The sequence below is a fragment of the Rothia sp. P5766 genome, assembly GCF_048513555.1.
In the GTDB taxonomy this organism is placed as follows: domain Bacteria; phylum Actinomycetota; class Actinomycetes; order Actinomycetales; family Micrococcaceae; genus Rothia.
In genome coordinates, this window is the sequence record NZ_JBLXXS010000018.1 from 1 (window position 1) to 20,526 (window position 20,526).

Here is a 20,526-nt window from a genome sequence, read left to right on the forward strand (position 1 = left end):
GCTTGCCTTCTGCGTAGTCCTGTGAACGCAGCTTGTCGCACGCTACGCAGGAGACAACCATGTCATCGGGCGTTTTGGCCCCTTGCCCCACATTGATGTGGGAGTAACAGGCAGCGTTGCTGGAACCGCGGTGAACCCAGTCAACGGTGACCCCGCAGTAGCGGCAGATGTCCCCATCACGTTCTCGGACTATGTGGACTAAGCGGGGATTCCTGGCATCCCGTTGTCGTGTGCGATTCCATTCCCGCTCCTCGGTGCTAATCAGCAGGCCCTTGAGCAGGGCAGTTTCTTTAACGATGTCTGCCCAATAGTTATCGAGGGCTTCTTCATCACTGATGACAGCTTCTACTAGCGAGTCGAGTTTCTTGAGGGAAGCTCGGAACCCGGTGAGCGCTAGGCGGCGGTTTCCGCCAGGGAATGGAGTGAGTAGGTCGGTCCAGGGCATTGGGTCTCCTTGGGGATAGTGGTGTTGAATACGGGTGAAGGATTTATCAATCAGTGGATTAACGAGATACTTGTTAACCGTTGAATGAGTATCTGGAGGTAAGAAATGTCAGAACAGTGGGTGCCGTTTGGGGTTCGAATGGGAGTGCAGGAACCAGTTCGGCTGAAGAATGAGTTTTCCGAAGACCCCGTTACTTTGAAGGCGGTCAGCGACTGGCTTGGAAACGGTATTGGCTCTTTATACAGCCCTGATTTTGAACCGCTCATTGGCGCCTGCAATATTCCTGTTTACAAGGACCAATACAACCGTCCGTTGGCTGCGTCTAGGAGGGTTTTCGAATACGCTTTTTCCGACGAAATCCCACTGCTCAATACAGTGGAATATCTGGCTGCTAAGTCTAGAAATAGGGGAGTTCCTGCAGCGCTAAATTCCTTATGCTTGCACTACAACGTCAACTGGCGCTTCGATACTGCAACTCAGCGTCTTGTTCGCCGAGTTCTTCCTGAAACCCAGGAGCATTATGAGAACCTGGCCAAGAGTGTTGATCAGGCTTGCTCCGAGTATCTGCATCAGGCATTTGCAAATGCTTATGGCCATAACGGTGACCCTGGTGAGGCTTGGGCTGCTTCGCGGAAGGCGGTTGAGTTCCTGTTGCATCCGATTGTTAGCCCCAATAACACTCGGGCAACAATTTCTTCGATGATTCGGGATATCAGGCAGGCTCCGCATAAGTGGGTTTCAGCAATCCCCGCCAATAGCTCCGAAGAGTCTGTCTTGAAGTTTGTTGAACTCTTGAAGATGATGCCGTACGAGCCTGGGCATCATGGGCAGACCCCAGGAAACCCAACGGCGGAGCAGGCGCGTACTCAGTTCAACCTTGCCCTGACTGTTTGTCAGATCATTAAGGACGATGGCTTTCGCATGGCGGATAGCTGAGTGCAGAGCGAACGGGTAGGTAACCTGGTAGATATCAGCAATTTGCCGTTTTGTTAGCCCTGGATGCTGTTTTTGAATAGAAAGCTCTACCTGATAGGGCAGAGAGTATTTTGGTTTCCAGAGGTCCGAGATGTTCCAGTATGGGAATGGCCGATCAAATGGGTTATGTGAATCCATGGAGACTTCTCCTTTCTATGTATGGTTGCCCCTTCTGCCTGTTTTGGCGGGAGGGGTTTTCTTTATGTTTTGTTCTCTATGCGGTTGTGAAGTAGCGGGTAGCTCTTGGCTACAGTGGCCGGGGCGGTTCTTCCGCGCTGGGCGGGTTAACGAGATACTTGTTAACCGTTGAATGATTGACGGAGGTTGTATTGACTAAGAATTCTGCGGAGCTCTTGTATGAGCTGCTTATGACCTGGTGGGAAAGTGGAAACCTGCCCAGCAATAGCAGGTCGTCCTTGTTAGGTGATAGGGTTCGTGAAACCCAGCAAGCCACTCTCTACCTAACAGAAATCGAGGATTTGCTAGAAGCAGATGGGTCATTCCCAAAAGATCATCCGCTGCGCAGGGCGATTCCAAAATATTGGAACTGGATTTATGCGCAGCACAACTGGAATAACCACGGCAACAGCAATTACCTTGACGAAGATGTCATCGGTCTTTTACATGACTTCCGTTATCACCCGGTAAACCAGGTCGGAGATCTTGCTGCTAGTGCCATGCAGTCGGTGACGGATGCTCTTCCGAGCTTGATTGAGGAAATAGATTCCGACGGTAATTTGAACGATGATTTGAAGCGGTATGTGAAAACGGTTCTTCATCACGCTTATAAGGTCCTTTCTGTTGATTCTGTGGCCTCGACTTTTGAACAAGAGCGGGCCTTGAGCGAGCTAGCTATGGCTCTGGGATTAGCCGCCAATCAGACTAAGAATTCGAAGAATGCTAGTGCTTGGAAAGACTGGGCTAACACGGCTGCTGGACATTTCGCATCTGGTTTCATGGGCGCGGCTGGTGGCAGCGCATGGACGTTAGCTTTAACAGCGGGAGAGATGGCTCAGCAGATCACCGGGTCTTAGAAGAGCCCTTTTGCCGTTCTCTTAGTTCAGCGCCGCTTTCAATAAAGAGCCGCAGGGTGACTGAGTTGAGTGTTATGGTGATGAGCTTTTTGATAGGTGTCTTGAATGTCGTTTCGTCGTTTACGCGGTAGACATGCCCTGCGATACGTTCTTCAAGTAACTTACGGAAAGCAGAGAGCTCATCTGTGGTCATGTGTTTGATGAGTTTTGTTTTTTGGGTGAACCTGGCCATTGCAGGGTTCACCTCCTTTCTATGTATGGTTGCCCCTTCTGCCTGTTTTGGCGGGAGGGGTTTTCTTTGTGTTTTGTTTTCTCTATGTGGTTGTGAAGTAGCGGGTAGCTCTTGGCTACTGGGGAGTTGCGAGCGCAGAAAGTTCCTTATTTGGGACACTTTGGGTAAAAAATTAGGCTGCTAGTGCTGATTCCTCTGGCGACTTGAGTAGCTCAAAGATGTGACAATTCATATGATTCGCAAGCCTCTCGAGCTCTTCGATGTTGAAGGGCTTTTTGTTTGTCATGCGATTTGAGAATGCCTGTTTTGAAATGCCGAGAACCTCAGCGGCTTGTGAGGCGGAAATGTTTCGGCGTGCAAGTTCTGCTCTAATGTTGTTTGAGGCTAGGTTGTTGAGCATCTTTCCCCTCCTTTCGATAGCTCAACCATAGTTCCTTATTTGGGACAGTGTCAACTATTTATGGAATTTATTTTTTAGATGGGCTATATTTTGAGACATGGTACAGAGAAAACAGGACCCACCAAGCGCCTTCAGCGCAGCCGTTCACGCCGAAATTCGTGGCTGGATGGGAAGGCGAAATATATCTCAACGCATGTTGGGTGAGCTAGCTGGCATTCCAAAATCTACTTTGAGTCGATTGATCGGAACCAATGTTCAGCCATTGAACCTAAATGAGCTTGAGGCTATCTGCAAAGTTCTGGGTGTGTCACCTCAACAGGTAGTCCTTGATGCCGAGCGTGCCGTCCTTGCTGCCCGACGAAACCAGGTCAACGAACAGCGTCCTGGCGGTCATTACAACCAGGCAGGGGAGTGGGTCCCCGAAACCCGCGCCGGCTACTCCCTGGCCGCCTACGACTCAGACGAGGAGAAGGGCGTTGATTACATCGAGGACTAAAGACCCCTATACCCTTGCCGACGAACTGGGAATCCAAATCATCTACCGCAAACTAGCCGGCGGCCTACACGCCTACTGGGACGGGGCACGAATTATCGTCGATACCCGCCTATCCCAGACACAAGAACGCTGCGCTCTCACCCACGACCTCATGCATGTCATAGCCGGTGATGAGCCCTACCTCCATGTTCTCAACTCCCCAGCTATTGAAGCTAAGCGCGACCTACAGGCAGCTGAACTGCTCATCGACCCCACAGCCTTCCGGCAGGCTGCCGCCATGTACCCCGACGACGGGGCAAAAGTAGCCCGCGAACTAGGCATCACCGACCGGCTCCTGAACGCCTGGGTGCGAGCGCACCCAATGAGCATCATCGGTGAGGACTTGGTGGCTTGAGCTACTCCTGTGGGTGAAACCTGCTCCTTTGTTACAGAGGGAGCAGGTTTTTTACTACCTAAAAGCCGTAAGTTACCGGGGAGTAAGGGTTAATAACCGTATCTTTTTAACCATGACACAACAACCATATACTCCTGAACAGGTATTGGTAGCCTTCAAGAAAGGCTTCAAAAGTACCCGCCTAAAAGCCATGGCCCAAGAGATCGCTGGCTTGGCCAACAAACAAGCAGAGCTCTTGCAACATATCGCACACCTAGAATCAATTATTGAATCTTACGGTGGCAAAGAAGCTCTCGACCTATCAAGGTACGTCTTTGATGCTCGAAGAGAGCTAGAGAACATCAAGTTAGAAGGCCAGCGAGCTGAGATAGAAGCACAAGAACGGGTCAGCCAAATTACTGAAGCGGCAATGCACGCCGTGCACAAAGAACGTGCATCCCTTAGAAAAGAGAAAAAGACAGAAGCTGTCTCGAACACACAAGCGAAGTTACAGACAGCTCCAGCGGAGACTAGAACACATACTCCTGCTCCAGCCAATACCGCACGAAAAGATGAGAACCCCCGGCCAAGTCCTCTCGCGGAACCAGCTCAAAAGACCCTCAATACCTATGCCACCGGCAAAGAACTTAGCGAGGATTCTGACGGCTGGTTCATGCCCAAGTATAAGGGGCGCAACATTTGCGATTGGGTGGATGATATCAATGCCCATAAACGAGACGGTCACCTGACTCAGGCGCTCAGTCTCGCTAATGGTTGTATGGAGGCAATGGTCAATGCATCTCGCCAGAACCCAGTCAATGTTATGGAGTTCTACGTTTTACAGGTAGCTACAATTCAGCACAAGCAAAAGGACTACCAGAGCGAGGTTGAGACAATTGAAGGCTGGCTAGCTTTGAACTTTCCGCCGCCCCGGGAGGATAAACGCATTCAGCTACAGAAACGCCTAGCTAGAGCGCAAGAACTACTAGCTAAGCAACGAGGCGAAGACCCAAGCATACATCGGGCCCGGTGGAAACACTATCTCGAGCTAGAAAAAGAGCACCAAAAAGCAACCAAAGGGCAGAAGTCGAAGGCACCATCTAGCGGGAAATCAGCAGTCTCACCTCAGGTTCCTTATGCTAGTCAGGGTCGCCAATCTGCTAGTCGGGGCCGCCGATCTAGCTGGGTGGCACCATCCGAGATTCTATCCAGCCCATCTTTTGTCGCTGTTGACTTTGAAACTGCAAATCAGCATGGGGCATCAGCATGCCAGATTGCTCTCGTAAAATACTCCTCAGGAAAAATCGTTGAAAAAGTAAGCTCCTTGATCAAACCTCCAACAGGTCTCGATCAATTCGAATACACCCACATCCACAAAATCTCAGCACGCAATGTTAAACGTGCCCCAACATGGCAAGACATCGCCACCTGGGTACAAGAATTTTGTGATGGTTTGCCCGTATACGCACATAACGCATCTTTCGATGCCGACGTGTGGCGTGCTCTTGATGACTTCTATGGAACCGATACGCTTCCAGCCCGCTTTTTCTGCTCCTACAGAACAGCAGAAAAACTGGTGCCTGGGTTGCAGAATTACAAACTCCCTACCGTAACTCAAGCCCTAGTGCCAGGGTTCAACCTCCGTCATCACGACGCAGACTCCGATGCCGAAGCCTGTGCACTCATTATTGCTGCCCTCGCCTCACAAGCCTAAGTCTCAACAGGTTCCCCGGTCATTCATTAGAGTGGCCGGGATATTTTTTGGTTTTGTGGAAATTTTGTGCCTCCCCAGATTGAGCTAATACATGTTTTACTGTATAGTTATAAGTGAAGAAAGGAGGAAACGGTTTGAACCTAGAAAACATGGCCTACCTCGTGGCCATAGTCCTAGGGGTCTTGCAAATAGCCAAGATCATCAAAGACTGGGACAAATAAAACAGCCTGCTGGACTTGAGATAACGCAACTACCTCAAGGCCAGCAGGCCACTAGGAAAAAACCTACACCATGAAAACACAGTACACAACCCTCACAGTACTCCTCACACTATCCCTCGCCTTCCTAGCCACCAGCGGACGGGCGGCCTGGTTCATACCCGTAACCATTGCGAACACTGGGCTAGCCCTATTAGCTATCAAAACCTGGAAAAAACAAAGAAAATGACCAAACACTACCTATCCACCGGAGACATCGCCAAAAAACTCGGCATCACCCAAGGCGCCATGGGACACTACAAACTCCCAGAACCAGACGTCATCATAGGCAACAGATACAAAGGATGGACGGAAGAAACCATAGATGCCTGGATAGCCTCACGCCCAGGCAGGGGAGCACGCACCGACCTCAAAGCATCTACTGAGGATAAATAGGCACAAGAAAGCCCCGGTCACTCTAATGAGTAGCCGGGGCTTGACTGCGTCTAAATACTTAATTCTCAGTTTTTTCCTCAGCCTGCTTGCCGGGTGCAGGGAAGAGAGAGCGGGCAATAACACCAAGTAGGAGGAAAGACTGTACCGCAATTGACGCATTAAAGGAGATAAGTACAGCCGGCTCAAGGTGGGTTCCCCACATAGCGGCAGAAGCGTTGAGCACCACGATAGTTATTAGGGAGCCAATGACTACCCAGATAATAACCCTGAATATAGTCTTCTGATGAGATAGATTCTGATCAAGACCGTCATTGATGAGCTTAAGCTTGCGCTGTACCTCGGGGTCTTTGGGGAGGTCTTTTGTAACCTCCGAACCACCCAATGATGCTTGAGCATAGTCGCGATATTGATTCCAGTTACCACCTGCTGCTGCCATAGTGCTACACCCTACTCTGGGTTTACGGTTAGACGATGCAAACGCATATTCAAGGCAGGCAATGAAACCCCAAAGAAGCGAGCCATCTCCACCAGGCTTTTACCATCCTTCTGGAGCTGGTCAACTTTTGAGGCAGGCATGAGTAAAGAACCCGCAAACTCATCAGCATAGAACTCATGGATGCTGTAGTAGCTACCAGGCTTCCGTAGGTCAACGAATGAGTAATCGAAGTCTTCAGCTAGCGTGGTACGTTCGGCTAGGTGGCCTAGCTCGTGTGCCCAGGTAAAGCGCTGACGCTCAGCCGAGTCCTTCTTATTAAGAAGGATTTGTGCCGGCTGACCTGGTTCTTTGAGAATCATCCCAGAGATATCTCCCAGCTGGTCATCCAGTTGCCACTCGGCGTACATCAGCTCAGAAATCACCGAGAGGTCAACAGGGAAGGTAAGAGCGCTACCGAATGCTTCGAGGGCTTTTGCGGCCTCTTCTCTGGCTGCTTGGTAAACGAGAGTTTTCTCATCAGGCTTGGCCATTGCCTTCTCCTTTCTCCTGGAATGCGCTGAGGCGGGGACACGAATAGAACAGTCTATATCGGAAGTCTAACTTACTTTAGGTTATCTAGGTAAGACCTTGTTGGACACATAGAAGTTTTGGAGGAGAGAAAAAGCTGAGAATTTACTGCGAGACTTTTAGGTCATCAGGGCTCCAGATGATAGTGGAGCCAAACCCTTAGCCGAATGGGGTGAAGCCCCATAGTTCCCCACCTCAGCTACCATTAACAATAATCGAACAAATCTTCTACCCAACCAAGGGGAGCGCATGACCAGCAGGCTCAGACTAGGGGAGCACGGGGAGGTGACCGTTACCCGCCTAGCCCAAAAGAAATACAGGGCACGGGTACGCTACCGCCATATAGATGGCAAGATACGCCTAGTTCAGGCCACCGCTTCCACCCGGTCAGACGCATCACGAGCCGTTTTGGCCAAGCTCAAAAACTTCACCACTGGATCAAAAGACCTTACCGGCGAAAGCACTATCGCGCAAGCCACCGAACAATGGTGGGAAGACTTCACAGCCAAAGGTGACAAAACCGCCGGCACAATCCACCGCTACCGCTACCTCATCGACTCCTACCTCATACCAGCTATCGGTGACGCCCTCCTGATTGAAGCCACCACCGGAACCCTCACCGCCTTTATCACCAGCGTGCACAAAGACCACGGTGCAACCAACGCCAAGCACCTGCGCATGATCCTCAAAAATATATTCGGTCTGGCTGTCATGCATGATGCCCTACTACGCAACCCAGTAGACGGAGTGCCAACAGTCACCGTCAAGCGCGAGAAAGTCACCCGAGCCCTCACTGCCGAGCAGGTCAAGCAACTACGCACCATACTGAACGGGGATGTGCTTGATGTATTTGACCTCATGCTCGGCACAGGCTGTCGCATCTCTGAAGCATTGGGCCTGCGTTGGGAAGATATCGACCTCATCGCAGGAACAGCCACCATCGCCGGGGCGGTCAAAGAAAGCAGCGGCAAAACAGCCTGGGAGCCCATGCCCAAATCCGAAGGCTCCCTGCAAACCATCTACCTGCCAACCTTCACCCTTCACATGCTCCTGCAGCGCAAGCAATGGTGCCCGTGGGTCTTCCCCTCAACTGCCGGCACCGTGATGAACGGCAACAACTACCGCAAGCGCCTACGCAAAATGCTGGCAGGCACAGAACTGGACTGGGTCACCCCGCACACAGCACGCTCAACCGTGGCCACCATCGTTGCCGAAAGCGCCGGAGCCGGAGTCGCAGCATCACTGCTCGGGCATTCCAGTGAGGAAGTTACCATTCGTAATTACATTGTCCAGCAGAAGGTCGCACCGAACGTCACTAGCGTGCTCGATGTCCTCGCGTAAGTCATCTAATGGTCATCTAGTGTGAGGCAAAAATAAGCACTTTTTGACAAGCTGAAATAATCAGCCAGCGAGCGCAACCTGTTTTTGACATGGGCTTATATTGGTTGGTGTGGATTGGTGTGGGTGTTTTACTTCAATTCCCTTGGTCGCGGGTTCAAGCCCCGCAGGCCCTACTCACGAACCCTTTGTCTCACCTGCTGTGGGGCAAGGGGTTTCTCTTTTTCGGTGGCTTTTCATGATGGTTGTTTTTGGTTTTCTTCCTCTTGGGCTCTTATGGACTCCGCTCTTTCGCGTTGCCATTTTGGGGTCAAATAGAAGTAGTGGTAGAGGAGAAAGAGGGCGAAGAGCAGGTTGAAAATGAGGATGGCAGCAATTGCAGTAGCTAGGATTTTCAGCATCTATACCTCCTCTATGGGCATCCTTTTGTTGGCTAGCTAGCACGATCTGGTGAGAGCTTCAGCATAGAATGAGGTGTGTATCACTTATGGCGTATGACTTGGGGTAGTTCCTTTTCGCAGGTTTCTTGTTTGGAGCTTGCCCAATCAATCACCTAAAATTGAACAGTGTTCAAAAAAACATATGCTCCAGCAAAGTCGCTGATTGAACGTGATCGTGGCCTCCTCTGGCACCCCTATGCTCCCTTGGAATCACGCCCCCTATATGCCGTAACAGAAGCGCAGGGGAGTGTCATTACGCTACAAAGCGCTCAAGGAGTCACCTATTCCGCACTCGATGCGATGAGTTCCTGGTGGTGCCAGGTCCACGGCTACCGCAACCCTGCCCTTGACCGGGCGCTGGCTGAACAGGCAACCCGTTTTTCTCATGTGATGTTTGGTGGGCTAACCCATCAGCCTGCTATTGAGCTAGCTGAGCGGCTGGTCGCACTGAGCCCCGAGGGGCTCAACCACGTCTTTCTGGCTGATTCAGGTTCCATCTCTGTGGAGGTTGCTCTCAAACTGGCTGTCCAGTACCAGAGCGCTCTGGGTAAGCCTGAGCGTCGCCGTTTTATTGCTCTGGAGGGCGGTTATCACGGCGACACCATCGGCGCCATGGGAGTCAGCGACCCCGCTGGGAGTATGCACCGCGATTTTTCCCACCTGGTTACTTCTCAGTTCTTTGTGCCCCGCCCACCTGCCGCCCGTTACCTGCCCCAGAGTGATACCTGGGAATGCGATGAGACCGAGCAAATGCAGTGGGAAGAAACAGTGAGCACCCTGGTAGGCCGCTACGCACAAGAGTCTGCTGCCCTGATTCTTGAGCCTGTGGTTCAGGGAGCTGGCGGCATGTTCTTCTACCACCCCAGGTGTCTCAATCATCTGCGTGCCCTAGCTGATGAGCACGGTCTTCTGCTGATTTTTGACGAAATTGCGACCGGTTTTGGGCGAACGGGGCGGTTGTTTGCTGCTGAGTGGGCTGGGGTGACTCCCGATGTGATGACGGTGGGCAAGGCCTTGACCGGCGGGTATCTAACGCAGGCGGCAACTCTGGTGACTAGTCCTGTGGCCGATGTGATCAGCAATTCTGTGCATAAGGCACTGATGCACGGGCCAACCTTTATGGGCAACCCACTGGCGAGCGCGGTTTCCTGCGCTTCCCTTGACTTGCTGACGGGTACCCTGCCCGCCGCGGAGGGATACCCCAGCTCCCTGTGGTCGGATAAGGTTCCCATCATTGGTGAGGATCTGCATAAGGGCCTTGCCCCTGCCCGTGAGCTTGAGATTGTTCAGGAGGTGCGTGTGCTGGGTGCTATCGGTGTGGTGGAGCTGGTGCAGGAGGTTGATATCCCTGCTGTAACCGAGTGTGCCTTAGACGCCGGCGTGTGGGTGCGCCCCTTCCGTAAGACGGTCTATACCATGCCGACCTATATTAGTAGCCCGCACGATGTGGAGCGTATTGGTGCGGGTATCTGTAGTGCCCTTGAGAGGGTGTATGGCTGATGGCAACCGGTTACCGGCGTCTTGTGGAACAGGCACAGAGGGTACGGCTGGCGCGTGGGCTGGAACGTCAGGCTGCCGTCTTGGGGCCGGTCGCCTGTGACTTGGCAACTAACGACTATCTGGGTTTGCGCTATCACCCCCGGCTGATCCAAGCGGGTCATCGGGCGCTGTCAGATTACGGAGCTTCTGCCAGTAGCTCGCGGGTGGTAAGCGGTACTCTGCCGGTGCACCGTGAGCTAGAAGAGGCCTTGGCTGACCTGCTTGGAGCAGAATCAGCCCTGGTCTTTTCAAGCGGTTACGCTGCTAACCTGGGGCTTCTGGCTGCGCTGAGCAGACCCAACACCCTGCTGGTGATGGATGAGCACGTTCATGCTTCCCTGCACGATGCCGCTCGTTTGGGGCAGGGGCAGGTGAGGTTTTTTGAACACAACAACCTGGTCCAGGCTGAGCAGGTTTTAGCAGCTAGTTCTCATGCCGTGAAGCTGCTGGTGGTTGAGGGTATCTATTCGGTGTTGGGGGATAGCGCCGATCTAGTGGCCTGTTCTGAACTGGCGCTGCGCTACGATGCCCTGCTGGTGGTTGATGAGGCCCACTCAATAGGGGTACGTGGCGCTGGCCGGGGGCTGGTGGCTGAGTTCGGTCTTGCCGGGTCTGAACATATCGCGGTGACCCTCTCCTTCGGTAAGGCCCTTGCCTCCCAGGGTGGGGCAGTGCTTGCACGTGCGGGGATTCGAGATTACCTGGTAAATAGCGCTCGCTCCTTTATCTTTGATACTGCTCTCTCCCCGGTGAACGCTGCAACAGCCTTGGAGAGTGTCCGCCTTATCCGTGAAGAGGGCCAGCCTTTAAGCGCCGAGGTGCTGGTCTGCGCACAGCTCATCAGCGGCCAGCTGGGGCTGGAACCAGCTGCTGGTGCTGTGCAGTCTCTACCTATCAGGCAGGGGTCGGGGTGCGCCCGTCAGATACAGGAGCGTCTTGCTTCACGCGGTCTGGCAGTAGGCTGTTTTCGTCCACCTGCTGTGCCCGATGGTATAGCTCGTCTGAGACTGACTGCTCAGGCAGGCCTCGATTCTCAAGTCTTGCAGAGAGCACTTGACCTAGTAGGAGAGGAAGTGGCCCTTTGAGCGCGCCACTAGAGCACTCCCAGTATGAGTCGTTTGTCTGGGATATGAGTCTGCCAACCAATGGGCAAAAATTGGTTAGCAGGGCTGAACTTTCGCAGGGGTACTGGCCTGTTCCGGGGGAGAACCCTTACCTGCTGGTGGGTGGTTCTGAGGCTATTCGGCAGGTTATGGGCGACACCGAAACTCTTGCCCCCGATAATGCACTCACCGCTGTTACTCATTTGGAGCCGGCCTCCTTGCGGATCCTGCTGTCCTATGGGTTCTCTCTGCCGGAGGTCTTAGCCAGCGCAAAGGGAGAGCTTCACCGTTCGGTGCGTCAGCTGGTGGCTTCTTTTTTCACGCCCCAGAAGGTACGCGCCCAGGAGGAAGGGGTGCGGGCCCGGATGAAAGAGGTGCTCGCTGAGCGGGCACCGGGTAGGGGGCAGCTGGCGGTTTTTCACCTGCTGCCAGTGGCTCTGATGCAGAAACTCACCGGTGTACCCAGCCAGGACTACCTCGCCCAGGGACTCGATGAAGCTGAACTTGCTCGTTATTCCCTGGACTCACTCGAACTCTTCTGGGGTTGGGTAGAACCTGAACGCCAGCAGGAACTGGCCCACCGGGCAGGGCAGTTCCACCGCAAGCTTTCAGCTCTGGTTGCTGGGTGTGCTGAGCGGCCAGAAACCCTTTTCGGTGCGCTTGCCAACCAGAAGATTGAGAGCGCGCGGATTGTCTCGCTGGCCTATTTCTTAGCCATAGCAGGCCAGTACACCACCTGCCTGCTCATGAACTCAATCCTCCACGCCGGAGTCATTCAGCAGTGGGGCATTACCCTGGGGCAGTGCACCGACTTTTCTCGGGCTCAAGAGCTGGTGCGTGCGGTGCTCCAGGCGGAATCTTCTGTGCCGACTTGGCGACGGGTAGCTACCGCCGACAGTTCCATCGGAGGGTGCCCTGTCCATGCGGGGCAGGAGGTCCTGCTAGAGGTTAGCGGCCAGCAGAGTGATGACTACCGCCTGGCCTTCGGCTGGGGTGCCCACCGTTGCCTGGGTGCCCTCTTAGCCGAGTCAGAATCTACCTGGATGCTTCATGAGCTGGCTTGCTGGCTTGAGCACGAAAAGCTGAGCCTGCACCTGGCTGAGGAACCCCGCTGGCTTGATCTGCTGTCCTACCGCGCTCCGCTGGAGCTGAAATTTGAGGTGAGAAATGAGTTCTAGTGCCGTGATTTACCATATCGTCGGTACGGATACCGATGTGGGCAAGACCCTGGCAACCGCCTGCCTAGCATCTGCCCTGGAACAGGCCGGCAAACGGGTCGCTATCTACAAGCCAGCCCAAACGGGTGTTGGACCGGGCCAGCCCGGTGACGCTGATTTTGCCGCCTATCTGTCGGGTGCAAGGGCCTTTGAGGGAAGCAGAGCAAGCCGCCCTCTGGCCCCGGTAGCCGCCGCCAGGCTTGACGGTTTTACCCTACCGAGCCTGCAGAAACATGCTGAACGTATCGGCCTTCTCTCAGCCGACTATGATGCTGTTATTGTCGAAGGATCGGGCGGTGTCACTGTGGATATGGCTGAGGGGGAGCCTGGCTCCACCTACAGGCCCTACAACCATGCCCACTTGATTGAGCTTCTTACCCAGGCCGGGCACAGAGCAAAAACTTTCCTGGTTGCTCGAAGCGGGCTGGGAACCCTTAACCACTGCCAGCTCACCGTTTCGTACCTGAGTCAGCTCAATCTTCCGGTGGAGGGCCTTATCATTGGCTCCTGGCCTGCCCAACCTAGCTACATCGAAGAGAGTAATGTGTGTGCCTTGACCGAGATGGGCTATCGGGTCCTTGCTCGGATACCGGCTGGGTTGGGGCGGGGCTTTAGCGCCGGTGAAAGCCATGATCTGCTGTGGCCTGATGCGGCCCTGGAAGATTTCAGGGTGACGGCTCAGCAGCTCTTCGGTGCCCTGGTTGCCTAGGTGGGCCAGATGAGTTTTGGGTGGGCGTAGGGGGGGCTAGAGGTCGCTATAGCTGAAGGAAGGCTTTAGTGGCCAAATACACATAATTTTACTTGCTTAATTCTCAGTATCCCTATAGGTTGTATGGAGAATACAAATAAGTATCAACATTTTTTCGATTGCTTAATGCCAGGGCAAACTGAAATTCTTTACTGTCCCCTTAATTTTAGGAACTTTCTATGTCCCCTGATAAGCAGCTCGCTGAGAAGACCGCTGTGGTCTCGCCAGCCTCATCCCACCGTTTTTCAAGCCTAATTCGCAATGAGGCAGGAGAAAATCTTTCCTGGCCCAGCATCTTTGCCGGTGTTATCACCTTCATTGCACTTAGCGTTCTTTTTTCCCTCGTTGGCGTTGCTATCGGCTTAGGCGGGGTGGACTTCACCTCAGATAATCCCACGCAGGGTGTAGGCACTGGCCTACTGGTGTGGTCCATTTTCTCACTGATTCTTTCTCTGGCAGCAGCAGGTTTTATTTCCGGCCTGACGGCAAGCCGCGCTGGTTTAATCCACGGCTTCCTGACCTGGGCACTTGGTCTGATCGTTGCCCTGGTCATGATTTCCACCTCCGTTACTAGCGCCTTTAACACCCTCGGCAGTGTCGTTGGGTCCGTAGGATCAGGCGTTGCCAGCGCTAGTGGCTCCGCTGCTGACCTGCTCGGGGATGCCGTTGATCTTCCTAGCGGCGATGAACTGGCCGTCAAGGCATCCGGTCTGAGCGATGATGTCGTTACGGCACTCAAAAAGACCCAGATCGAAGAGCTCCAGCCTGACTACCTCAACAACCAGCTCCAGGAATCACTGACCGACCTTCAGAACGCCGGTAAGCGCGTAATCGTCGACGGCGAAGACCTGGGCACTGTTACCGACGACCTGGGTAAGAAGATTACCGACCGTGCTTCTAAAATTTCTGATGGTATCGACAAGGACGAGATCGTTGCTGAGCTTAGCCGCAACACCGATCTGACCCCCGCAGAAGCTCAGTCAGCAGCTGACAACATCGAAAAGTCCTTCAAGGAAGCCAGCACTAAAACTGAGCAGGCTCTTAATGACATCTCAGATCAGCTGGATTCTGCTGTAGAGAAGAGCGCTCAGATTGCTGAGGACGCTAGCAACCAGGCAGCTAAGTACTCCCTGTGGGCCTTTGTGGGTCTGCTCCTTGCAGCTTGCATCACCTCCTTCACCGGTCGCTTAGGCGCTCGTATGGCTAGCTCAACTGCAATGCAGAGGAACTAGACTATAGGCCTGCGGTGCTCTAGCTATTGAGCCACCTTAGCCTTACTCAAAAGCTCCGGGCCCACTGGCCCGGAGCTTTTGGCGTCTAGGCCGCGAAGTCACTCCCGATGGGTAGGAGAATACTGGGCTCCTCCAACCCCAGTAAGAGGAGCGGGTTAATGTAGCCCATGCCGTGAGCTGCAGTGGATTGAGTGCTCGTCGGCTCTCGGACGCCCCAGTGTAAACAATAGCCTTCTGGGCAGTGCTGAATAAGCGGGTCAAGGCGGGCGATAGGATCTCCGGCGGCTACAGTGGCGCCGACAGGTAGCGGGTCGGTGATCGGTTCAAAACTTGACCTGCGGCCATCGGGGTGTTCCAGTGTTATGACCTGCCGGTCCACTACGGTGCCCGAAAAGACAACCGTCCCTGCTGCCGGAGCTAGAACCTTTCCGTCAGCTTCTAAAGCTAGGTCTACCCCTCGGTGCCCGGCGCTCCACTTGGCGGCTGGCTTCTCAAAAGCCTTCACCACCGTTAGTTGGCCCGCTAGCGGTGCCTGCCACACGGTGTTGCCTGCCTCCGCACAGGGACTAGAGACTATGACCCCTAAGAGGGCACACAGGCAGTAGGCCAGCCACTGCCAACCCGACCGTAAGTAGATAGTTCTGAATTCCGGCTTGCCGCGCGGTGCACAAAGAATCACGGGCTATAACCTCCCTAGAAGAAGCACCCCTTACCCCGGTACCTGCTCCCTAGGAGTAATCCGATATCTACCACTGGAAAACTGCCACCGCAAGCCCCCAAACCCCTGTGCTTAAAGCTCAAAAATGCGGTATAGTCGTAGATTGCAGTTTGCCGTTTGTCACCCCGCCCTGAGCGGAACACAAAACGGTAAGGGGAAGCCTTTTTACATGGTGACTCCTCCGCTGAAGCCTGACAGGTTTACCTGCCCGGCATTCAACCGGATCTGACGTCGCGTAACACCCAGCAGCTCACCCGAGTTGATAAGGAACTTTCGGTCCGGCCCTCATGGGTCGGTGAAGGTCCGAGAATCAGCCGCCGCTCCAGCGGCTGAATCGGGGCGTTACCAGGGGAGCGAGGCAAGAGCCTCATAGGCTCCACATGTAAACCGATAACTACTATGCACGGTGCGCGGTTAGCCTGGAATCAGGGGCCCGCCCGGCACTTACCTCAATATAAGGAGACGACATGCCCGTCGTAACTATGCGCCAGCTTCTCGATTCAGGTGTCCACTTTGGTCACCAGACCCGTCGCTGGAACCCCAAGATGAAGCGCTTCATCTTCACCGAGCGCAACGGCATCTACATCATCGACCTGCAGCAGTCACTAGCATTCATCGACCAGGCATACGAAGCTGTTAAGGCAACCGTTGCCCACGGCGGCACCGTTCTGTTCGTTGGTACCAAGAAGCAGGCTCAGGAAGCCATCGCTGAACAGGCTACCCGCGTGAACATGCCCTACGTTAACCACCGCTGGCTCGGTGGTATGCTCACCAACTTTGCCACCGTTTCAAAGCGTATCGACCGCATGAAGGAACTTGAGCAGATCGACTTCGATGATGTCGCAGGCTCACAGTTCACCAAGAAGGAACTGCTCCTTCTGCGTCGCGAACACGAGAAGCTGGAAAAGACCCTCGGTGGTATCCGCAACCTGACCAAGGCTCCTTCCCTGGTCTGGATCGTAGACACCAAGAAGGAGCACCTCGCTGTTGACGAAGCCAAGAAGCTCGGCATCCCCGTTGTAGCTATCCTGGATACCAACTGCGACCCCGATGAGGTTTCCTTCCCCATCCCCGGCAACGACGACGCTATCCGCTCCGTCAACCTGCTGACCCGCGTTATCGCCGATGCAGTTGCCGAAGGCCTGCTGGAACGCGAAAACAAGAAGGCCGGCAAGTCAGCTACCGCTTCCGAAGAGCCCATGGCTGAATGGGAACGCGAACTGCTGGAGCAGCACGAATCAGCTACCAAGGCTGAAGCTCCCGCTGAAGAAGCTAAGTAAGACAGCATCATAGAGATAACGGCACCCGCCCACATTCGGTGGGTGCCGTTCTTTCACCCCGGCCCCCGGGGACAATAGATTTATCCCAATCTGTTCAAACACCAAGGAGTTCACATGGCGAACTACACCGCAGCAGACATCAAGGCTCTGCGCGAAAAGACCGGCGCTGGCATGCTCGACGTCAAGAAGGCTCTCGACGAGGCTAACGGCGACCAGCAGAAGGCAATGGAGATCATCCGCGTTAAGGGCCTCAAAGGCGTTACCAAGCGCGAAGGCCGCGCCACCGCTGAGGGCCTGGTTGCCGCTCGCGTTGAAAACGGCGTTGGCTTCATGATCGAAGTTAACTCAGAAACCGACTTCGTTGCTAAGTCCGAGCCTTTCATCAAGTTCGGTAACGATGTTCTCGAAGCCGCTATCGCAGCAAACGCTTCTACCCTGGATGAGCTTAAGGCAGCTTCTTTCGAGGGTAAGACCGTTGAGGAGCTCACCACCGAAGCAGGCGCACTGCTTGGAGAGAAGATCGTTGTTCGTCGCGTAGCACGCGTTGAAAGTGAAAACGTAGCAGTTTACCTGCACAAGACCTCCAAGGACCTGCCCGCGCAGGTTGGCGTTCTGCTGGCTGTCTCCGGTGAGAACACTGACGAGGTCGCTCACGACGTCGCTGTTCACATTGCGGCTATGAGCCCCAAGTACCTCAACTCAGACTCCATCTCCGCTGAGGACATCGAAGCTGAGAAGCGCGTTGCCGAAGAAACCGCTCGCGGTGAAGGCAAGCCCGAGCAGATCATCCCCAAGATTGTGGAAGGTAAGCTCAAGTCCTTCTACAAGGAAAACACCCTGCTCGACCAGGACTTCGCCAAGGATTCATCCAAGTCTGTTGCTGCAGTTCTGACCGAAAACGGTGCAAGCGCAACCGCTTTCGAGCGTTTCCGCGTCGGCGCCTAAAGCCCGCCACCGGGCGGTGCCCCAACCTAAGCCTGTAAGGGCATGTGATTGAGCACCAAAAATGCCCTGAACAAAGGGGAGCCCCCGCAAGGAGGCTCCCCTTTGCCGTATGCTAGAAGAAAAGCGTGTATCCAACCGGGTACCGCAAAAAAATTTTGACTATTTTCAGGGAGGGCCCTCATGACAGAGGCAACCAGCAAGATCCACAAGGACGACACCGGTAGGCGTCGCGTCCTGCTTAAGCTCTCTGGCGAAGTCTTTGGCGGCGGAGAAGTTGGTATTTCCACCGAGGTCGTTCGCGGAATAGCAGAGCAGATTGCATCAACTATCGGCAAGGTTGAGGTTGCGGTTGTTGTGGGAGGCGGAAACTTCTTCCGCGGTGCTGAATTGTCTGAAGCCGGCATGGACCGTTCTCGCGCTGACAACATCGGTATGCTCGGTACAGTTATGAACTCCCTGGCCCTGCAGGATTTCTTGGAGCAGGCCGGCATCGATACCCGCGTTCAGTCAGCAATTTCCATGCAGCAGGTGGCAGAAAACTACATTCCCCGTCGCGCCATCCGCCACATGCAGAAAGACCGCGTGGTCATCTTCGGTGCCGGCGCAGGCCTGCCCTATTTCTCCACCGACACCGTCTCTGCTCAGCGTGCACTAGAAATCCACGCTGACGAGGTTCTGGTCGCTAAGAACGGTGTGGATGGTATCTACACCGCCGACCCCAAGAAGGACCCCGCTGCTGAGCGTCTCTCCAAGCTCACCTATGATGAAGCTCTGCTGCGCAACATTCGGGTGATGGACCAGACCGCCTTCTCCCTCTGCAAAGATAACAAGGTCACCATGCGCGTCTTTGGGATGCAGGGTGAAGGCAATGTGGCTCGTGCCATTCTCGGCGAGCAAATCGGCACCCTGGTCACCGCATAGGTTGGCCTCGAATGATTCCGTGCGCTCTTGCAAGCTCAACCCGCTTCCGCGCACTCCATTCGGCGAGGAAATCGGCACCCTGGTCACCGCATAAGGTGGTGGCCGCATAGGGGCCAGCCAACACAACCTACGGGGGCACCTGCTTGATAGCAGGTGCCCCTTGCCTTAAGCAAAACCAAAAATACCCGCCCTGCAATTCGCTCCCTCTAGCTTATGCCCACTAGACTAGGAAGAGACTATATAAGCGCCCAGCCACGGAGGCTAGGCACAATCAAAGGACACACGAGATGGTTGAAGAAACCCTGCAAGAAGCTGGCGAGAAGATGGACAAGTCCGTCGAGGCCCTCAAAAACGAATTTGCCTCAATCCGCACAGGCCGGGCCAACCCCGCACTCTTCGCCAACCTAACCGCTGATTACTACGGTTCGCCCACCCCCCTCCAGCAGCTCGCATCCTTCCAGACCCCCGAAGCGCGTACTGTTCTCATTACCCCCTACGATAAGAGCGCCATGGGTGCTATCGAAAAGGCTATCCGTGACTCTGACCTCGGTGCCAACCCCGCCAATGACGGCAACGTTGTACGCGTTGTTATGCCTGAAATGACTGAGGACCGTCGCAAGGAATACATCAAGCTGGCAAACCACAAGGCCGAAGACAGCCGTGTTGCCGTTCGTAACGCCCGCCGCCAGGCCAAGACCGCCCTGGATAAGCTCGTCAAAGACGGCGAAATCGGTGAGGACGAAGGCAGCCGCGCTGAAAAGGAGCTTGACGCACTGACCAAGAAGCACACCGACCTTATCGATGCCCTGTTCAAGAGCAAGGAAGCTGAGCTGCTAGAGGTCTAAAACGGTATGACTGTTCAATCTCAAGAACAGCAGCCCCGGGCCTCAAAGGCCGGTAGGAACCTGCCCGCTGCTATCGCTGTTGGCCTGGTAATGGGCGCTCTTATAGCAGTGGGCTTGTTCATTTCCCCTCTTGTTCTTGTTGTATCGTCAGCTTGCGCAGGGGCAGTAGGCACCTGGGAGGTTTCTAACGGCCTCAATCAGAAGCGGGGTATGGGCGTACCCATTATCCCCGCTGTGGGTACCGCTTTCTTCATGCCCTTTGCCGCCTACTACGGGGGAGGGCAGTGGCTTATTTTCACGGTTGTTGCCTCTATCCTTATCTTGATTGCATGGCGGCTGGTGGGGGAGCGCGACGGCATGATTATGTCGATCATGGGCTCCATCTTTGTGATGTCCTGGGTGCCCTTCATGATTTCACTTGCTCTCCTGCTCTACCGGGAAGACTCCGGGCCTGCAAAGGTCTTCATGATCTTGCTCATGGCTATTGGTAATGACACTTGGGGGTATATCGCAGGTGTCAAATGGGGTAAAACCCCTATGGCTCCCAAAATTTCGCCCAAGAAGACCTGGGAGGGCTTTGCCGGCTCCATGATTGGGTCAATGGTTGTTGGGGTTCTCTGCACTTTCTTGATTGATGAACCCTGGTGGTATGGGCTCATTGTTGCTTTCTTTTTGGTCATAGCCTCAACTGCAGGCGATCTAGGCGAGTCGATGGTCAAACGCGAAATTGGTATCAAGGACATGTCGAATATCCTGCCGGGGCACGGTGGGGTCATGGACAGGCTCGATTCGATTGTTTTTGCCATTGCTATCGGGTATGTCATTTTCTCGGTGCTGGGCGTCCTCTTCTAATAGCATTTGCTCGACAGATATAG

The 20,526-nt window shown here is 54.2% G+C and carries 23 protein-coding genes; 17 read left to right on the forward strand and 6 right to left on the reverse strand.

The window, feature by feature from the left end; translation table 11 throughout:
- A partial coding sequence (locus ACN08V_RS09360) for a hypothetical protein (protein WP_419105354.1) occupies positions 1-445 on the reverse strand: 445 nt, incomplete at its 3' end.
- A 105-nt stretch (positions 446-550) separates the two neighbouring features.
- Here ACN08V_RS09360 and ACN08V_RS09365 point away from each other — a divergent pair.
- Together ACN08V_RS09365 and ACN08V_RS09370 are read left to right on the forward strand one after the other, a co-directional pair.
- Positions 551-1,381 (forward strand): hypothetical protein, encoded by an 831-nt coding sequence (locus ACN08V_RS09365; protein ID WP_419105355.1) that lies wholly within the window; start codon positions 551-553, stop codon positions 1,379-1,381.
- 368 nt (positions 1,382-1,749) lie between these two features.
- A complete protein-coding gene (locus ACN08V_RS09370; protein WP_419105356.1) occupies positions 1,750-2,454 on the forward strand; it encodes a hypothetical protein in 705 nt (234 codons plus the stop codon).
- On the opposite strand, the gene ACN08V_RS09375 is transcribed toward ACN08V_RS09370, so the two are convergent.
- Both ACN08V_RS09375 and ACN08V_RS09380 read right to left on the reverse strand, forming a co-directional pair.
- Positions 2,441-2,686, reverse strand: coding sequence for a hypothetical protein (locus ACN08V_RS09375; protein WP_419105357.1), 246 nt, complete (start codon positions 2,684-2,686; stop codon positions 2,441-2,443). The genes ACN08V_RS09370 and ACN08V_RS09375 overlap by 14 nt on opposite strands.
- 172 nt (positions 2,687-2,858) lie before the next feature.
- A complete protein-coding gene (locus tag ACN08V_RS09380; protein ID WP_419105358.1) occupies positions 2,859-3,086 on the reverse strand; it encodes a helix-turn-helix domain-containing protein in 228 nt (75 codons plus the stop codon).
- A gap of 97 nt (positions 3,087-3,183) precedes the next feature.
- Between ACN08V_RS09380 and ACN08V_RS09385 the strand changes: the two genes are divergently transcribed.
- From ACN08V_RS09385 to ACN08V_RS09400, 4 genes are all read left to right on the forward strand, one after another.
- Positions 3,184-3,582 carry a helix-turn-helix domain-containing protein gene (locus tag ACN08V_RS09385; RefSeq protein WP_419105359.1) on the forward strand — a complete coding sequence of 133 codons (399 nt, stop codon included), beginning with the start codon at positions 3,184-3,186 and terminating at the stop codon, positions 3,580-3,582.
- Positions 3,563-3,976, forward strand: a complete 414-nt coding sequence (locus tag ACN08V_RS09390; RefSeq protein WP_419105360.1) for an ImmA/IrrE family metallo-endopeptidase — start codon at positions 3,563-3,565, stop codon at positions 3,974-3,976. Before ACN08V_RS09385 ends, ACN08V_RS09390 begins: the two co-directional genes overlap by 20 nt.
- Positions 3,977-3,989: 13 nt before the next feature.
- Entirely contained in the window at positions 3,990-5,669 is a 1,680-nt protein-coding gene (locus ACN08V_RS09395) for a 3'-5' exonuclease (protein ID WP_419105361.1), read from the forward strand.
- 443 nt (positions 5,670-6,112) lie between these two features.
- Complete coding sequence (locus tag ACN08V_RS09400; RefSeq protein ID WP_419105362.1) at positions 6,113-6,322, forward strand: helix-turn-helix transcriptional regulator; 210 nt, start codon at positions 6,113-6,115, stop codon at positions 6,320-6,322.
- A gap of 58 nt (positions 6,323-6,380) precedes the next feature.
- Here ACN08V_RS09400 and ACN08V_RS09405 read toward each other — a convergent pair whose 3' ends face one another.
- Both ACN08V_RS09405 and ACN08V_RS09410 read right to left on the reverse strand, forming a co-directional pair.
- On the reverse strand, positions 6,381-6,758 hold the full coding sequence (locus ACN08V_RS09405) for a hypothetical protein (RefSeq protein ID WP_419105363.1): 378 nt from the start codon (positions 6,756-6,758) through the stop codon (positions 6,381-6,383).
- Positions 6,759-6,769: 11 nt separating this feature from the next.
- On the reverse strand, positions 6,770-7,288 hold the full coding sequence (locus tag ACN08V_RS09410; RefSeq protein ID WP_419105364.1) for an ImmA/IrrE family metallo-endopeptidase: 519 nt from the start codon (positions 7,286-7,288) through the stop codon (positions 6,770-6,772).
- 286 nt (positions 7,289-7,574) lie between these two features.
- Here ACN08V_RS09410 and ACN08V_RS09415 point away from each other — a divergent pair, with 286 nt between their 5' ends.
- The 6 genes from ACN08V_RS09415 to ACN08V_RS09440 all read left to right on the forward strand — a co-directional run bounded on the left by ACN08V_RS09415 (position 7,575) and on the right by ACN08V_RS09440 (position 14,942).
- The gene (locus ACN08V_RS09415) at positions 7,575-8,666 is read left to right on the forward strand and encodes a site-specific integrase (RefSeq protein ID WP_419105365.1); all 1,092 of its coding nucleotides are present in this window, start codon (positions 7,575-7,577) and stop codon (positions 8,664-8,666) included.
- A gap of 563 nt (positions 8,667-9,229) precedes the next feature.
- Positions 9,230-10,603, forward strand: coding sequence for an adenosylmethionine--8-amino-7-oxononanoate transaminase (gene bioA, locus ACN08V_RS09420; RefSeq protein ID WP_419105366.1), 1,374 nt, complete (start codon positions 9,230-9,232; stop codon positions 10,601-10,603).
- Complete coding sequence (locus ACN08V_RS09425; protein WP_419105367.1) at positions 10,603-11,727, forward strand: aminotransferase class I/II-fold pyridoxal phosphate-dependent enzyme; 1,125 nt, start codon at positions 10,603-10,605, stop codon at positions 11,725-11,727. Before bioA ends, ACN08V_RS09425 begins: the two co-directional genes overlap by 1 nt.
- Entirely contained in the window at positions 11,724-12,923 is a 1,200-nt protein-coding gene (locus ACN08V_RS09430; RefSeq protein ID WP_419105368.1) for a cytochrome P450, read from the forward strand. Before ACN08V_RS09425 ends, ACN08V_RS09430 begins: the two co-directional genes overlap by 4 nt.
- The gene (gene bioD, locus ACN08V_RS09435) at positions 12,913-13,671 is read left to right on the forward strand and encodes a dethiobiotin synthase (RefSeq protein WP_419105369.1); all 759 of its coding nucleotides are present in this window, start codon (positions 12,913-12,915) and stop codon (positions 13,669-13,671) included. The genes ACN08V_RS09430 and bioD overlap by 11 nt, the downstream gene beginning before the upstream one ends.
- 218 nt (positions 13,672-13,889) lie before the next feature.
- On the forward strand, positions 13,890-14,942 hold the full coding sequence (locus tag ACN08V_RS09440) for a hypothetical protein (protein WP_419105370.1): 1,053 nt from the start codon (positions 13,890-13,892) through the stop codon (positions 14,940-14,942).
- Between the two features lie 85 nt (positions 14,943-15,027).
- Here the strand turns inward: ACN08V_RS09440 and ACN08V_RS09445 are convergent, their stop codons facing one another.
- On the reverse strand, positions 15,028-15,621 hold the full coding sequence (locus ACN08V_RS09445; protein WP_419105371.1) for a M23 family metallopeptidase: 594 nt from the start codon (positions 15,619-15,621) through the stop codon (positions 15,028-15,030).
- Positions 15,622-16,127: 506 nt separating this feature from the next.
- Here ACN08V_RS09445 and rpsB point away from each other — a divergent pair.
- The 5 genes from rpsB to ACN08V_RS09470 all read left to right on the forward strand — a co-directional run bounded on the left by rpsB (position 16,128) and on the right by ACN08V_RS09470 (position 20,503).
- The gene (rpsB, locus tag ACN08V_RS09450) at positions 16,128-16,940 is read left to right on the forward strand and encodes a 30S ribosomal protein S2 (protein WP_419100218.1); all 813 of its coding nucleotides are present in this window, start codon (positions 16,128-16,130) and stop codon (positions 16,938-16,940) included.
- A gap of 114 nt (positions 16,941-17,054) precedes the next feature.
- Positions 17,055-17,885 carry a translation elongation factor Ts gene (tsf, locus tag ACN08V_RS09455; RefSeq protein ID WP_419105372.1) on the forward strand — a complete coding sequence of 277 codons (831 nt, stop codon included), beginning with the start codon at positions 17,055-17,057 and terminating at the stop codon, positions 17,883-17,885.
- A gap of 180 nt (positions 17,886-18,065) precedes the next feature.
- Entirely contained in the window at positions 18,066-18,806 is a 741-nt protein-coding gene (gene pyrH, locus ACN08V_RS09460) for a UMP kinase (RefSeq protein WP_419100216.1), read from the forward strand.
- Positions 18,807-19,093: 287 nt separating this feature from the next.
- Positions 19,094-19,651, forward strand: coding sequence for a ribosome recycling factor (gene frr / locus ACN08V_RS09465; protein ID WP_419100215.1), 558 nt, complete (start codon positions 19,094-19,096; stop codon positions 19,649-19,651).
- Between the two features lie 6 nt (positions 19,652-19,657).
- Positions 19,658-20,503, forward strand: coding sequence for a phosphatidate cytidylyltransferase (locus ACN08V_RS09470; protein ID WP_419105373.1), 846 nt, complete (start codon positions 19,658-19,660; stop codon positions 20,501-20,503).
- Positions 20,504-20,526 lie beyond the last annotated feature (23 nt).